The following is a 14,105-nucleotide window of genomic DNA, read 5'->3' on the forward strand; positions in this document are numbered from 1 at the left end:
GCCTACTCGCCCCGCTGCTTCCGCTTGGCCGCCGCGATCGCGCGGTCCGACTCCCGCCGGTCCTGCTTCTCGCGCAGGGTCTGCCGCTTGTCGTACTCCTTCTTGCCCCTGGCGAGGGCGATCTCGGCCTTCGCCCGGCCGTCCTTGAAGTACAGGACGAGGGGCACGATCGTGTGACCCGTCTCCTCCGACTTCGAGGCCAGCTTGTCGATCTCCTCGCGGTGCAGGAGCAGCTTGCGCTTGCGGCGCGCGGAGTGGTTGGTCCAGCTGCCCTGGCTGTACTCGGGGATGTGGGCGTTGTGCAGCCACGCCTCGTTCCCGTCGATCTGGACGAAGCCGTCGGCCAGCGAGGCGCGGCCCTGCCTCAGTGACTTCACCTCGGTGCCGGTCAGGACGAGCCCGGCCTCGTAGGTGTCGATGATCGCGTAGTCGTGCCGTGCCTTCTTGTTCTGCGCGACGATCTTGCGCTTGCCGTCCTTGACCTTGCCGGATCCCGCCTGGCCGCCCTGCTTCGGCTGGGACTCCTTCGGTACGTACATTCCCTTGCTCATAGTGCTGGCCATTTTCGCACTACAGGGGTGCAGGAGGGAAAGCCGATTACCGGGGACCGTGACGGTCGGCCACGAAACCGTCGCCCGGTCGGCTACGAAACCGTCGCCCCGTCGGCTACGAAGGATCCCCGAGCCCGCTGAGCACCGTCTCGGCCCGCTCCAGCGCCTGCGCGTCGACGTCCAGGTCGGGAGTGATGCCCTGCCCGTCGACGCCGCGTCCCGAGGGGGTGCGGTAGTGCCCCACGGTCAGCTCGGCGACAGAGCCGTCGGGCAGCCGGCTGGGCATCTGGACCGAGCCCTTGCCGAAGGTCTGGGAGCCCACGACGACGGCGCGGCCGCGGTCCTGGAGGGCGCCGGTGAGCAGCTCGGCCGCGCTCATCGTGCCGCCGTCGACGAGCACCACCAGGGGCCTGCCGGTGTCTCCGCCGGGATCGGCGTGCAGGGCGCGCTGAGCACCGTCGACGTCGTACGTGGCGACCAGGCCGCCGTCGAGGAAGGCGGAGGCGGCGGTGACGGCCTCGGTGACCAGGCCGCCGGAGTTGCCGCGCAGGTCGAGGGCGATCCCGGCGCCCTGGGGTGCCGCGTCGACGGCGGTCCGTACGAGATCGCCCGAGCCCTTGGTGAACGCGTCGACCTTGATCACGGTGACGCCGTCGGCGAGCTTGCGCACGGTCACCGAGTCCGTGGACAGCCGGGCCCGGCGCAGCGTCTCGCTCCACGCGCGCGTGCCCCGCTCCAGACCTAGCGACACCTCCGTACCGGCGGCTGCGTCCTCCGCGTCGCCGCGCAGCAGGGAGACGACCTCCGTCACCGGACGGCCGTCGACCTTCTCGCCGTCGACGCTGCGCAGCAGGTCGCCCTTGCGGATCCCGGCGACGGCCGCGGGCGAGCCTGCCTGTACCTGGGTCACTTCGATACGTCCGTCGCTCTCGCGCCTGGCCCACAGCCCGACGCCGGTGTACTGGCCGTCGAGGGCTTCCTCGAACTCCTCGTACTCGCCCTCGGAGTAGACCGCGCCCCAGCGGTCGCCGCTGCGGCTGACGGCACGCTCGGCGGCCTCCATGGGGGACTTCCCGGCGGCCATGGCCGCCTCGGCGGCCTCGGTGACGTCCTCCTTGCCGCTCGTGGACGTCGAACGGTCCTCAGATGAAGCCGAGGAGGGCGTGGCAGTGGATTTCCGGCCGGGGTCGGGGAAGGACCCGGTGGCCGCCCCGGCGACGAAGACGCTGGCGAAAAGCAATGTCAGGGCGGCCCCGCGGCGGATGCGGCGGGGCTCACAGAACAGGTCACGGCCTGACATGCCGGTGAGTCTAGGACAACGCGAAGGGGCCGCACCGCCGGTTGGCAGTACGGCCCCCTTGTCATGCGTCACACCTTCAGGTACTTGCGCAACGCGAAGAACGCGGCCAGCGCGGGCATCAGGAGGCTTGTCGCGAGGATCAGCGGAAGCTTTGTCAGAACGGCGTCCCAGCCGATGAAGTTGATCAGGTTCAGCTTCTCGGACAGCGCCAGACCGTGGTCGATGATGAAATACCGCGCGATCACCAGAAAGCCGCACGCGACCGTACCGCCGATGAGTCCGGCGACGGCAGCCTCCATGATGAACGGCGCCTGGATGTAGAAGCCCGAGGCGCCGACCAGGCGCATGATCCCGGTTTCGCGCCGTCGGCTGAACGCCGAGACGCGCACCGTGTTGACGATCAGCATCAGCGCGACGACGAGCATCATCGCCATGACCGCGCGGGCGGCCCAGTTCATGCCGTTGAGCAGTCCGAAGAGGTTGTCCAGGATGCCCTTCTGGTCCTGCACGGACTGCACGCCGTCGCGCCCGTCGAAGGCGGTCGCGATGACCTGGTACTTCTCCGGGTCCTTCAGCTTGATCCGGTACGACTCCTGCATCTGGTCCGGCGTGAGGGACGCGGCCAGCGGGGAGTCGCCGAACTGCTCCTTGTAGTGCTTGTAGGCCTGGTCCGCCGACTCGTAGGTGACCGTGTCGACGACCGTGGACTTCTCCAGGTCGCCGAGGATCTCCTTCTTCTGGTCGGCGGTCACCGCGCCCTTGGCGCAGTTGGGGTCGGACTCCGCGTCGCTCTTGTTGCAGAGGAAGATCGAGACGTTGACCTTGTCGTACCAGTAGCCCTTCATGGTGCTCACCTGGTCGCTCATCAGGAGCGAGCCGCCGAACAGGGCGAGCGAGAGGGCGACCGACACGACAACCGCGAAGGTCATGGTCAGGTTTCGGCGGAGACCGACTCCGATCTCCGACAAGACGAACTGGGCGCGCATGGCGTCTACTCAGGCCTTTCCATGGACAGGTGCGGAACAGTCGTCACGATCAGTGCTGGTAGCCGTAGACGCCGCGCGCTTGGTCGCGGACGAGACGGCCCCCCTCCAGTTCGATGACGCGCTTGCGCATCTGGTCCACGATGTTCTGGTCGTGCGTAGCCATCAGCACGGTGGTGCCCGTCCGGTTGATGCGGTCGAGCAGCTTCATGATGCCGACGGAGGTCTGCGGGTCGAGGTTTCCGGTCGGCTCGTCGGCGATGAGGAGCTTGGGCCGGTTCACGAACGCCCTCGCGATCGCGACACGTTGCTGCTCACCACCGGACAGCTCACCGGGCATCCGCTCCTCCTTGCCGCCGAGCCCGACGAGGTCGAGCACCTGGGGCACGGACTTGCGGATCTCGCCGCGGGACTTGCCGATGACCTCCTGCGCGAAGGCGACGTTCTCGGCGACTGTCTTGTTCGGCAGCAGCCGGAAGTCCTGGAACACGGTCCCCAGCTGGCGGCGCATCTGCGGCACCTTCCAGTTGGAGAGACGCGCGAGGTCTTTGCCCAGGACGTGCACCTGGCCGTGGCTGGTCCGCTCCTCGCGGAGGATCAGCCGCAGGAAGGTGGACTTTCCGGAGCCGGAGGACCCCACGAGGAACACGAACTCACCGCGCTCGACCTCCAGGGAGACATCCCTGAGAGCGGGGCGGGTCTGCTTGGGGTAGACCTTGGAGACACTGTCGAATCGGATCACGGATGCACCACGGGTCGCCGGGGGTAGATGTGCGTGACCATACGCGAACCGGGTGGGCGAGCGCAGTCGCCGGTCAGGGTTGCGTGTGGGTTGTGCGTTTTTGTACGGCTCATGAAGGCGCCCTGCAGGGGACGTGGGGAACTGCGCGAGCGACCACGACGCCGACGAAGCCGCGAAACGAACCCCGGCCACCCCGACGAGAGCGTTCTTTTCACGGCTAAGGCGCGGAGCGTCGGGGCAGGATAAGGGGAACCGCGCCGAATTCCACGGAACCTGGCACAGTGGAGGGGGAACGGTTGCGTTCCCCGCAGCGTTATGCCAGCGGAGAGCCGGCGCAAGGAGGGCAAGCGCATGACGTACGACCGACTGGTGTGCGCGAACTGCGCGGGGCCTGTGAGCGAGGGTCGCTGCCGCGTCTGCCGCGCGAACCGGGAGCGACTCCAGCAGGAGAGCCCGTTCGCCGGCCTGAACCCCATGGCACTGATCTCACTGCTCGTCGTGCTGGTCGCGGCACTGGCACTGGTGGCCCACCAGACGGTGTGAGACCCGCGGGGATTCCGGCGTTACGGCGGCCACCGCACCCCTTGTCCGACGGACGCCGGGGTCACGCCGTAGCACCCACGGCGCTGAGAGCCGACATGGGACGACATGAGACTGGACTGACATGAGAAGGGCCCGGAGCATGACCCTCCGGGCCCTTCCTTACGCGCGTGTGCGTCAGGCGACGGCACCGCCGCGGCCGCCCATGAGGCGGGGCAGCAGACGGAAGCCGATACCGCCGGCGATCATCGTGGCCGCGCCGATCACCAGGAAGGTGGTCTCCGCGGCACCCGTCTCGGCGAGCTCGCCGCCCGAGCCCTGGGCCGAGGTGTCGGAGCCGGTGTCGGTCAGGGACGAGGAACCCTCGCCCTGCTCGACCGGGTTGTTGCCACCGTCGGTGTCGGTGCCACCGGTCGTACCGCCGGTGGAGTCGCTACCACCGGACGTACCGCCCGTGGTGTCACCACCGGTCGAGCCACCAGTCGCGCCACCAGTCGTGCCACCGGTCACGTCGCCACCACCGGACGAACCGCCCGCGGTGTCACCACCGGACGAACCGCCCGCAGTGTCACCGCCCGACGTACCGCCCGTGGTGTCACCACCGGTCGTCTCACCAGTCGTCGCACCACCGGTGGTCTCGCCGCCGGTCGTCTCGCCCGTCGTCGCACCACCGGTGGTGTCACCGCCGGTCGTCTCGCCACCAGTCGTCTCGCCGCCGGTGGTGTCACCGCCGGTCGTCTCGCCACCGGTCGTCTCGCCAGTCGTCGCACCAACCGTGGTGTCGCCGGTGTCACCACCACCGGTCGTGTCGCCGGTCGTCGCGCCAACCGAGGTGTCGCCACCGCTCGTCGCGCCACCGTCGTCACCGGTGCCGTCGTCGCTCACGCTGACACTGATCGGCCCTGCTTCGATGTTGACGTCCAGAGCCGAGGCGGCTCCTGCGGCGGTCAGCGAGGCGCCGGCGGCGATCACGGCACCAGCGGCTATCCGTGCCACACGGATCCGCGTCTTCTTCGTCATTCGGCTGCTACCCCCAGTAGCTAAATCGTCAATGGAGCAGCGCCCGGGGCCACGGCGTCACAGGTGGCTTCGCTCAAGCCCCCCGGTTCACATGCGCCCCAGAGATACGCATGCCTCGCGTTACCATCCCCACTTTTCAAAGTAACGTCAAGGTCGTTGCGTACGCGATGTCCGGATCAACATCATTTGACCGGCGTGAGTCATGTGACTGTGATGTAAAACCCAGACATCCCCCACACAAAAGGCAACTGCCGTCCATGTGACGGCAGTTGCCTTGTCGACAAAGCGGTGTAAAAACTCCCGCCTACTTCTCCTGCTGCTTGCGCCAGCGAATTCCGGCTTCGAGGAAACCGTCGATCTCACCGTTGAACACGGCCTCGGGGTTGCCGACTTCGAACTCGGTGCGCAGGTCCTTGACCATCTGGTACGGGTGCAGGACGTACGAACGCATCTGGTTTCCCCAGGAGTTGCCGCCGTCGCCCTTGAGGGCGTCCATCCTGGCCTGCTCCTCCTGGCGGCGCCGCTCGAGCAGCTTGGCCTGGAGGACGTTCATGGCGCTGGCCTTGTTCTGGATCTGGGAGCGCTCGTTCTGGCAGGACACCACGATCCCGGTGGGGAGGTGGGTGAGGCGGACCGCGGAGTCGGTCGTGTTGACGCCCTGGCCGCCGGGGCCGGACGACCGGTAGACATCCACCCGCAGCTCGGACTCGTCGATCTCGATGTGGTCGGTCTGCTCGACGACCGGCAGGATCTCGACACCGGCGAACGACGTCTGGCGGCGGCCCTGGTTGTCGAAGGGCGAGATCCGGACGAGCCGGTGGGTGCCCTGCTCGACGGAGAGCGTTCCGTAGGCGTACGGGACGTGCACGGCGAAGGTGGTCGACTTGATGCCGGCCTCTTCCGCGTACGAGGTCTCGTAGAGCTCCGTCTTGTAGTTGTGGCGCTCCGCCCAGCGCAGGTACATGCGCTGCAGCTTCTCCGCGAAGTCGGAGGCGTCGACGCCTCCGGCCTCGGCGCGGATGGTGACGACGGCCTCGCGGGAGTCGTACTCGCCGGAGAGGAGGGTGCGGACCTCCATCTCGTCCAGCGCCTTCCTGACGGCCGTGAGTTCGCTCTCGGCCTCGGCGCGGGTGTCCGGGTCGTCCTCCTCCTCGGCCATCTCGAAGAGCACGCTCAGATCGTCGATACGCCCGCGCAGCGCCTCGGCCTTCCTGACCTCCGCCTGGAGGTGGCTCAGCTTGCTGGTGATCTTCTGCGCCTCGTCCGGGTCGTCCCACAGGGACGGCGCGGCCGCCTGCTCCTCGAGCACGGCGACATCTGCCCTCATCTTGTCGAGGTCCAGGACGGCCTCGATCGACTCCATGGTCGAGGAGAGGGACTTGAGCTCTTCGGATACATCGACGACTGCCACGCCTCCAGCGTAACGGCAACGACAACCGGGGCCGCCCCCTCGGTCCGGGGCGGGGCTGGGGGATGGTTTTTCGCCCCCTCCGCCCCTGCCCGTCCCTTGTTCCTGGGGCTCCGCCCCAGACCCCGCTCCTCAAACGCCGGAGGGGCTGACCCCCCTTTGCCTGTCCGGCGTTTGAGGACGAGCGCGTTCAGCGCGACGGCCGGGGTCTGGGGCGGCAGCCCCAGGAACAAAGGACTGGCAGGGGCGGAGGGGGCGAGGAAAACCACGGTCACGGAGCCGCAGGGGCCGAGTTCTTCGTGTCCGGCGACGGCGTGGACCCGCCGTCCTCCCCCGAGGTGGCAAGCCACGTACCGACACCCACGGCGGCCACCAGCGCGACGGCCGCCGTCCCCAGCGTGATCCGGCGCCGCCGAGCGGAGGCGCGATGCCGCGCGGACCCGGGCCGCGGCGCCCCCGCGGCCCGCGGCACCCGGGCCGTCCCCCGCGCACCCCCGGCCAGCTCATCCGGCCCCGGCACCCGCATCGACGTATGGGTGTCACGGTTCGAGTCGGACACAGCCCCCGGCACGAGCGGCACGGCCCCCCGCCGCACCGGCGACGGATCCCGCGGAGCGGCCGGCTCCGCCTCCTCGTACCTCTCGTCGTCCCCGGACTCGGAGTCCGGGGAGTCGACGTCCAGGGGCGGCATCCCCGCCAGCGTGGGCAGCTGCTCCCGCAACCGCGCCGCCAGCTCGGACGCCCGCAGCCGCGAGGCCGGCGCCTTCGCCAGACACTGCACGAGCAGTTGCCACAGCTCGTCCGGGATCCCGGGCAGCGGTACGACCGTCTCGGTCACGTGCCGCCGCAGTACCGCCCCCGGGTGCCCGCCGCCGAAGGGCGTGAATCCGGCGAGCAGTTCGTACAGCACCGTCGCCAGGGCGTAGATGTCGACGGCCGCCCGGGGCGGCAGCCCCTCGATGATCTCGGGCGCGAGATAGTCAGGCGTCCCGATGATCTTCGTCGCCCGGGTGCGCCGGGGCGAGTCGATGAGCTTGGCCACACCGAAGTCGGTCAGCAGCGCGGGGTGCGAGCCGCCGGGCCCGAGCGGTCCCTGCATGTCGAGCAGGACGTTCTCCGGCTTCACGTCCCGGTGGACGACGCCCGCGGCGTGCGCTGCCGCCAGCGCGTCCGCGATGTCGGCGACGATCGCGACGGCGGCCTCGGGGGCGAGCCGCCGCTCCCGGTCCAGCCGGGTCCGCAGATCCGTGCCGCGGACGAGATCCATGACGAGCGCGAGGTCATTGCCGTCGACGACGAGATCCCGTACCGCGACCACATGCGGATGGTCGAGCCCGAGCAGCGCCGTGCGCTCCTGCACGAAGCGGCCCACGAGCTCCTGGTCGGAGGCGAGGTCCTCGCGCAGCAGCTTGACGGCGACGGGCCCGTCGGGCCCCTCACCCAGCCACACCGTGCCGGCGCTGCCCCGCCCAAGAATCTGGTTCGCGGTGTACCGGCTACCGATTTTCCGTGCCAAGACTGCTCCTACGGACGCGTGTTGTCGCTAAAAGTACGCGTCCGAAGAGCCAACCTTCACGCCGGAGCCGGAAATCACCCGCCAGGTGTCGACAAATCCCCAGAGTCGGTTCCCGGAAGTCCCGAATTACTGCCCGGAGGTCCCACCGGAACCGTCGCCGGAACTTCCGCCGAGATCCCCGACCCACCCGGAGACGGTGTGGTACATCGTCGTCAGCTGGTCCCAGAAACTCCTGGTGGTCCCAATCCAATCCTGAAGGGGACTGAACTCCCAGATCAGCCAAGCGGCGACAAAGAGGATGACGACGGTGAACAGGCACCCCTTGAGGCAGCCGAGCCCGGGAATCTTCATCGGGTTGGCACTGCGCTGCCGCGGCTCACGGGGCTCACGCGGCGCGGGCTGCTGCGGCGCGGGAGCGTACCTCTGGGGCTGCTGATGCTGCGGCGGAGGCTGCTGACGCCGGGGCTGCTGTTGCGGCTGCTGCTGAGGCGCGTACTGCTGCGGCTGTTGCTGCGGATAGCCGTATCCCGGCGGCGGCTGCTGCCCCTGCTGCGGTCGCTGCTGGGGCCGCGCGACCTGCCGCTGGGGGCGGCGGCGCAGCGGGTCCTCGTTCGGGTCGAGGTACTGGACCTGCGTCGCCTCATTGCGGTCGCGGGCCGCGCGGAGCTGACTCTGCCAGGGGTGCGGGTCCTCGGGCCCCGGCCCGCCCGGCTGGTTCTGCGGCACGGGCGGCATGACGGCGGTCGGGTCGGCCGCGCCACGGTTCGGGAGTACGGAGGTGGGGTCGGCGGCCCCGGTGTGCGGGAGGTAGCTGGTCGCGGCGTTCGGGTCGTACGAGCCCGCGCCCTGCGGCAGCACCTGGGTGGGGTCGGCGGCGCCGGGCATGCCCGGGACGGTCGCCGGGGACAGGTCGGGGGCGAGCAGCGCGCCCACGCCCTCCGCGGCCATGATCTGCGCGGAGTTCGCGTGCACTCCGACGCCCGCGGCGACCGTACGCAGCCCGCGCGCCAGGTTCTCGGCGCTGGGCCGCTCGTCCGGGTTCTTGCGCAGGCAGCGCTCGATGACGGTCCACAGGGGGTCAGGGACGGTCGACGGGCGGCGCGGCTCGGCGCTCAGGTGCTGGTGCAGCACCTCGAGCGCGGACCCGCCGCCGAACGGCGGACGCCCGGTGACCAGCTCGTACATCAGAATGCCCGCCCCGTAGATATCGACGGCGGACGTCTGCGGACGCCCTTCCGCGGACTCGGGCGCGACATACGCGGGCGTGCCGACGAACTCATGGGTCCGGGTCAGCCCCGGGGAGTCCGCGAGCCGGGCGATACCGAAGTCCGTCAGCATCGGGTGCATCTGGCCGGCGTGCTGGGTGAGCAGGACGTTGGCGGGCTTCAGGTCGCGGTGCACGACGCCGTCGGCGTGGCTGGCGGCGAGCGCGTCGGCGACCTGGGCGGTCAGCAGGGCGGCGGCGACGGGACTGAAGGGGCCGTTCTCGCGGAGGTAGCGGTGCAGGTCGGGGCCGTCGATCAGGTCCATGACGAGCGCGAGCAGATCGCCTTCGACGACGAGGTCCCGTACGCGCACGATGTTCGGGTGGGTCAGCCGCAGGAGGACGGAGCGCTCCCGGAGGAACCGCATCACGATGTCGGGGTCGCTCGCGAGCTCTTCCTTGAGGACCTTGATCGCCACGGTCTCGCCGGGCTGGCCCTGGACCGCCGCCTCGGCGCCTGCCGTCTCCCGCTGGCGGGCGCGCCAGACGGTGCCTGTGGCGCCGCGTCCCAGCGGTTCCTCAAGGAGGTACTTGCTCCCTACCGGCCGCACGTCATGCGCTCCCTGTTGCTTGCTTCTCGCCTGCTGATTCCGACCCACTCTAGTGCCGAGGTACATAGCACCGGGCTGTCGTCCTCCTGTGCGGCCCCCCTCGTCCCGTGCGCCTCATAGTCGCTTACGTACCAGTTGCCGTACATGTTCGATGGAAAGACGCTCGGTCCGGTCGCTTGGTTGCCGAGACCTGAACGTGACCGATCTCAAGCGGGCACCGGTCGGACACCTGTAGGGCACTGGTCAGGAACTTTTACGGGCAGAGCCGACCAATCAAGATCACTTACGGGTGGGGGGCGGGCGTGTTGTCAGTGGCAGGTGCGAGGATGCTTTCACTACTGGCCGACGTGCCCGTGGGCGGTGGGGGAATCTGCGGTGGGGGGACCACAGCGCAGCCTCGTCCTCGTCGCGGACACCCGCGCGGAAGGGACCCCTGACGGCGATGCAGATCCGGCTGACCGTCGTAGACCCGCTGGGCTCGCCCTCGGAGCCGCGGGGGCGTGCCGCGGCCTGCGATGTGCTGGTCACCGCCCCCGCCGGGACGGCGCTGGCGGCGGTGGCGTCCGGCCTCGCCTCGGCGGTCGGCGGCAGCGACAGCCAGGTCGTGCTGTACGCAGGCGCCGAGCGCCTGGACGCACAGCGCTGCACGGTGGGCGAGCCACCGCTGACGGACGGCGCCGTGCTGTCCCTGGGCTCCCCCGCGGAGCCCGGTCCTGACGTGGACGACGTCGCGGCCCAGCTCCAGGTGGTCGCGGGCCCGGACGCGGGCGGCGTCCACCTGCTACACGGCGGCCAGATCCGCATCGGCCGCTCCGCCGACGCGGACGTACCGCTGGACGACCCCGACGTCTCCCGTCTGCACGCGGCCATCACGGTCACCCCCGAGGGCCGCGTCTCGGTCGCCGACCTCGGCTCCACGAACGGCACCGTGCTGAACGGCACCCGTGTGGGCACCCGCCCGGTCCGCTTCGCCCCGGGCGCGCTCCTGCGCGTCGGCGAGTCAGCCCTGAGGCTCGCTCCCCCAGGGAGTACGAGGCCGGTGGCGACGACACCCGACGGGGAAGGGCATGTCCGGGTGCCCGTCCAGGGCGATGCCGACAGTGCCGGTGCTCCTGGTGCCGACGCCGGACGGGCACCGTCCGCCCCGACGGCGAGCGTGCCCCACGCGCGCGTGGGGGAGGCAGGCGGCACCCTCCCGCCCGGCGGGGAGACGCATCACTCCTACGGATCGGCGGAGTGGGGGTCCGCGGCCGGCGTCACCGCGGCCCAGGACCACGGCCCGGTGGTCGTACCGGAACAGGGCAGGGCCCCCCGGATCGAGAACGGCGAATCCTCCAGTACGGCCACGGCACCTCACGCGCAGGACACGGAAACCGCGGACGAAACCGCTGCCACAGCCACCACCGAGGGCGCGGGCACGCGGAAAGGCACTCCTCCCAGGGGTACGGACATCCCCGCGGGCGTACGCAAGCGAGCCGGACTCGGCGCATGGGCCCGGCGGCTGGCCGGGGGACGCGGAGAGCCGGCAGAGTCCGGGCAGGACCCGTACGACGACGAAGAGGAAACCGCGGAGGAGAAGGACTTCCTTCCGGTGACGCAGTCACCGGAGAGCTGGCCCGACCCGGCGACGCTGCTGCTCACCGCGCTGGGACCGGGACCCCGGCTGTGGGAACGCGGCCCGGGGCACCCGGAGACCCTGACGGTCCGGGTGGGCACGGCCGACCGGGCGGCGCCGGACGGCTCCGGCCTGCTGCCCGCCGTACCGGTCACCGCCGACCTGCGGGAGGCCGGCGCGCTGGGCCTCGCCGGCCCGCGGGATCGCCTCATGGGGCTGGCCCGCGCGGTCGTGGCACAGCTCGCCGCGCTGCACTCGCCCGATGTGCTGGAGATCGTGCTGCTCAGCGCGGACCGTTCCCGCACGGTGGAGGACCGCACCGCCGAGTGGTCCTGGCTCGGCTGGCTCCCCCACCTCCGCCCCACCCACGGCCAGGACTGCCGCCTCCTCCTCGCCTACGACCGCGAACAGGCCACGGCCCGCACCGACGAACTCCTCCGCCGCTTGGAGGACCACCCGCCGACGCCCGAGTCCCCCCATACCGGCGGAGCCCGACGCCCTTCGTGGGCACGCGACGACGACCCGGCGGACGGCGCCTTCGACGGCCCGTACACGGTCGTCGTCGTGGACGGCGACCCCGGAGGAGCCGACGTCCGGGAGTCCGTGGCCCGGCTGGCCCACGAAGGTTCGCGGGCCGGCATCCATGTCATCTGCCTCGCCGAGACGGCATCGGCGTCACCCGCGTCCCCGGTGACGGACACCTACGAGGCGGCGTGCGAGACGTCACCGCCGTTCCGGGAGTGCGGGGCGGTCGCGCTGCTCAGCGGAGATGTGGCGACGGCACTGCGGCTCCTGCGAGTGGCTCCGGGCGGTTCGCCGGAGGCGACGACTCCGGGCCGGAGCGAAACCCCGTACTCGAGGTCCACGGATTCCTTCGCCACGCACGCCGGGTCCACGCACGCCGGGTCCGCACGCTACGGATCCACCCATGGCGGGCCCAAGGGCAGCGGTATCGCGGGGAGCGGACCCTCAGATGACGGGGCCGGGCGCGCGCACGACGACCCCTCCCACGGTGAACCACCCCGGAACGGCGACTCGGCGGCACCACACGCCGGTCGCACCACCGCCGGATCCACGCACGGGGGCTCGGCACACACCGCATCCACGCACGGGAGTTCGGCACACACCGCATCCACCACCCGCCCCGGAGCGGTCCACCCCACTTCCCCTGCCTCTACCCCCACCGGGCCGGTGACCCGTGGGCCCGTGGGCCGTGGCACGGTCGCCGCGGTCGACGCGGTGTCGGTGGCGTGGGCGGAGCGGTTCGCCCGGGCGTTGGCCCCCTTGCGTACGGATGGTGCCGGTGCGCAGGGGGAGCGGCATGCGCGGGTGTCCGTGCCGCTGCCTCAGATGGCAAGGCTGCTGGACGAGTTGGGGCTTGCACGGGCCACCCCGGCGTCGTTGATGGCCCGTTGGGCCGACGCGGGCGACGACGCGGAGACGCTGGGCGGGCGCGGCTGGGCCGTGCTCGGGGCCGGCCCCCGCGGGCCCGTCTGCGTGGACCTCGCTGCCGACGGCCCACATCTGCTGATCGAGGGCCCGACCGGCAGCGGCCGTACGGAACTGCTGCGCTCCATCGCCGCCTCCCTCGCCGCCGCCGAGCGCCCGGACCGGCTCGGGATCGTCCTCATAGACGGGCGGGACGACACCGGAGGCACTGTCGCCGGGCAGGGCGAGGGCCTGCGCGTCTGTACAGACCTTCCGCACGTCACCACGCACCTTGCCGCCAACGACCCTGTGCGGATGCGGGAGTTCGCCCAGTCGCTGAGCGCCGAGCTGAAGCGGCGGGCCGAGTTGCTCGGCCGGCTCGACTTCACGGAGTGGCACACCCGGCGCGAGGTGTCGGGGCGGATGGTCACTCAGCGCTCGGGCGGTGGCACGTCCGGGGCCGGGGATCTCGACGCGCAGCCCAGTTCGACGCTGCGGTTGCGGCCGGCGGCGGCGCGGGAGGATACGGAGCCGGGGCCGCCGCTGGCCCGTCTCGTCGTGGTCGTCGATGACCTGGACGCGCTGCTTTCCCCCGCGCTGGGGTCGCTGGGGCGGCCTTCGGCCGGGTCGGTCGTACGCGCTCTGGAGGCGGTCGCCCGTGAAGGGCAGCGGCTCGGGGTGCATCTCGTGGCGGCGGCGGGTGTGGAGGGGCGTACGGCGGAATCCGAGCTGGGGCGTTCCGCGGCGCTGCGGGTCACTCTTGACGCGGCGGTGGCGGTGCCCGGGCCGGAGGAACCCGCGCCCGGGCGGGGGCGTTTGCTCGGGCCCGATGGGCGGGTCACGCCCTTCCAGGCCGGGCGGGTCACGGGGCGTATCCCCCGTACGGCGACCCTGCGGCCCACGGTCGTCCCCCTGGAGTGGCACCGCATGGGCGATCCACCGGCGCGCCGGCCCGTCCGCGAGCTCGGCAACGGGCCCACCGACCTGGCCCTCCTGGCCAGCGCCCTGGAGCGCGCCGCCCGCTCCGTCTCCGCGACCGAAGTCCCGTCCCTCCTCTGACCCCCGGCACGGACGCCGACCACAACAACCTTCCTTCGCCCCCTCCGCCCCTACCCATCCCGTACCTGGGGGCTCCGCCCCCAGACCCCCCAACGCCCGAAGGGCTCGTCCTCAAACGCCGGACGGGC

Annotated in this window: 10 protein-coding genes; 2 read left to right on the forward strand and 8 right to left on the reverse strand. The window is 71.0% G+C overall.

The features are described 5' to 3' along the window. Positions 1–2 precede the first annotated feature (2 nt). The 4 genes from smpB to ftsE form a co-directional block, all read right to left on the reverse strand. Complete coding sequence (gene smpB, locus ACFVKT_RS19795) at positions 3–539, reverse strand: SsrA-binding protein SmpB (protein ID WP_385733204.1); 537 nt, start codon at positions 537–539, stop codon at positions 3–5. A gap of 127 nt (positions 540–666) precedes the next feature. Beyond that, positions 667–1,851, reverse strand: a complete 1,185-nt coding sequence (locus tag ACFVKT_RS19800; RefSeq protein WP_385733129.1) for a S41 family peptidase — start codon at positions 1,849–1,851, stop codon at positions 667–669. 68 nt (positions 1,852–1,919) lie between these two features. Next, the gene (gene ftsX, locus ACFVKT_RS19805; RefSeq protein ID WP_385733131.1) at positions 1,920–2,837 is read right to left on the reverse strand and encodes a permease-like cell division protein FtsX; all 918 of its coding nucleotides are present in this window, start codon (positions 2,835–2,837) and stop codon (positions 1,920–1,922) included. 49 nt (positions 2,838–2,886) lie between these two features. Next, on the reverse strand, positions 2,887–3,576 hold the full coding sequence (gene ftsE, locus ACFVKT_RS19810; RefSeq protein ID WP_385733133.1) for a cell division ATP-binding protein FtsE: 690 nt from the start codon (positions 3,574–3,576) through the stop codon (positions 2,887–2,889). 351 nt (positions 3,577–3,927) lie between these two features. On the opposite strand from ftsE, the gene ACFVKT_RS19815 reads away from it, so the two are divergent. Continuing rightward, on the forward strand, positions 3,928–4,119 hold the full coding sequence (locus tag ACFVKT_RS19815) for a hypothetical protein (protein ID WP_365430266.1): 192 nt from the start codon (positions 3,928–3,930) through the stop codon (positions 4,117–4,119). Positions 4,120–4,293: 174 nt separating this feature from the next. Here ACFVKT_RS19815 and ACFVKT_RS19820 read toward each other — a convergent pair whose 3' ends face one another. The 4 genes from ACFVKT_RS19820 to ACFVKT_RS19835 all read right to left on the reverse strand — a co-directional run bounded on the left by ACFVKT_RS19820 (position 4,294) and on the right by ACFVKT_RS19835 (position 9,875). After that, positions 4,294–5,136 carry a hypothetical protein gene (locus ACFVKT_RS19820; protein ID WP_385733135.1) on the reverse strand — a complete coding sequence of 281 codons (843 nt, stop codon included), beginning with the start codon at positions 5,134–5,136 and terminating at the stop codon, positions 4,294–4,296. Between the two features lie 304 nt (positions 5,137–5,440). Beyond that, the gene (gene prfB / locus ACFVKT_RS19825; RefSeq protein WP_385733137.1) at positions 5,441–6,547 is read right to left on the reverse strand and encodes a peptide chain release factor 2; all 1,107 of its coding nucleotides are present in this window, start codon (positions 6,545–6,547) and stop codon (positions 5,441–5,443) included. Positions 6,548–6,815: 268 nt separating this feature from the next. Beyond that, the gene (locus tag ACFVKT_RS19830; protein WP_385733139.1) at positions 6,816–8,060 is read right to left on the reverse strand and encodes a serine/threonine-protein kinase; all 1,245 of its coding nucleotides are present in this window, start codon (positions 8,058–8,060) and stop codon (positions 6,816–6,818) included. 126 nt (positions 8,061–8,186) lie between these two features. Next, complete coding sequence (locus tag ACFVKT_RS19835) at positions 8,187–9,875, reverse strand: protein kinase (protein WP_385733141.1); 1,689 nt, start codon at positions 9,873–9,875, stop codon at positions 8,187–8,189. Between the two features lie 442 nt (positions 9,876–10,317). On the opposite strand from ACFVKT_RS19835, the gene ACFVKT_RS19840 reads away from it, so the two are divergent. Further along, positions 10,318–13,977 carry an FHA domain-containing protein gene (locus tag ACFVKT_RS19840; RefSeq protein ID WP_385733143.1) on the forward strand — a complete coding sequence of 1,220 codons (3,660 nt, stop codon included), beginning with the start codon at positions 10,318–10,320 and terminating at the stop codon, positions 13,975–13,977. Positions 13,978–14,105 lie beyond the last annotated feature (128 nt).

The organism is Streptomyces sp. NPDC127595 (assembly GCF_042671685.1).
Lineage (GTDB): Bacteria > Actinomycetota > Actinomycetes > Streptomycetales > Streptomycetaceae > Streptomyces.

What these genes read in the sequence shown, in the direction of transcription:
- smpB (WP_385733204.1), bottom strand. Translation starts at nt 539, where the DNA reads ATGTACGTACCGAAGGAGTCCCAGCCGAAGCAGGGCGGCCAGGCGGGA.
- ACFVKT_RS19800 (WP_385733129.1), bottom strand. Translation starts at nt 1,851, where the DNA reads ATGTCAGGCCGTGACCTGTTCTGTGAGCCCCGCCGCATCCGCCGCGGG.
- ftsX (WP_385733131.1), bottom strand. Translation starts at nt 2,837, where the DNA reads ATGCGCGCCCAGTTCGTCTTGTCGGAGATCGGAGTCGGTCTCCGCCGA.
- ACFVKT_RS19815 (WP_365430266.1), top strand. Translation starts at nt 3,928, where the DNA reads ATGACGTACGACCGACTGGTGTGCGCGAACTGCGCGGGGCCTGTGAGC.
- ACFVKT_RS19820 (WP_385733135.1), bottom strand. Translation starts at nt 5,136, where the DNA reads ATGACGAAGAAGACGCGGATCCGTGTGGCACGGATAGCCGCTGGTGCC.
- ACFVKT_RS19840 (WP_385733143.1), top strand. Translation starts at nt 10,318, where the DNA reads ATGCAGATCCGGCTGACCGTCGTAGACCCGCTGGGCTCGCCCTCGGAG.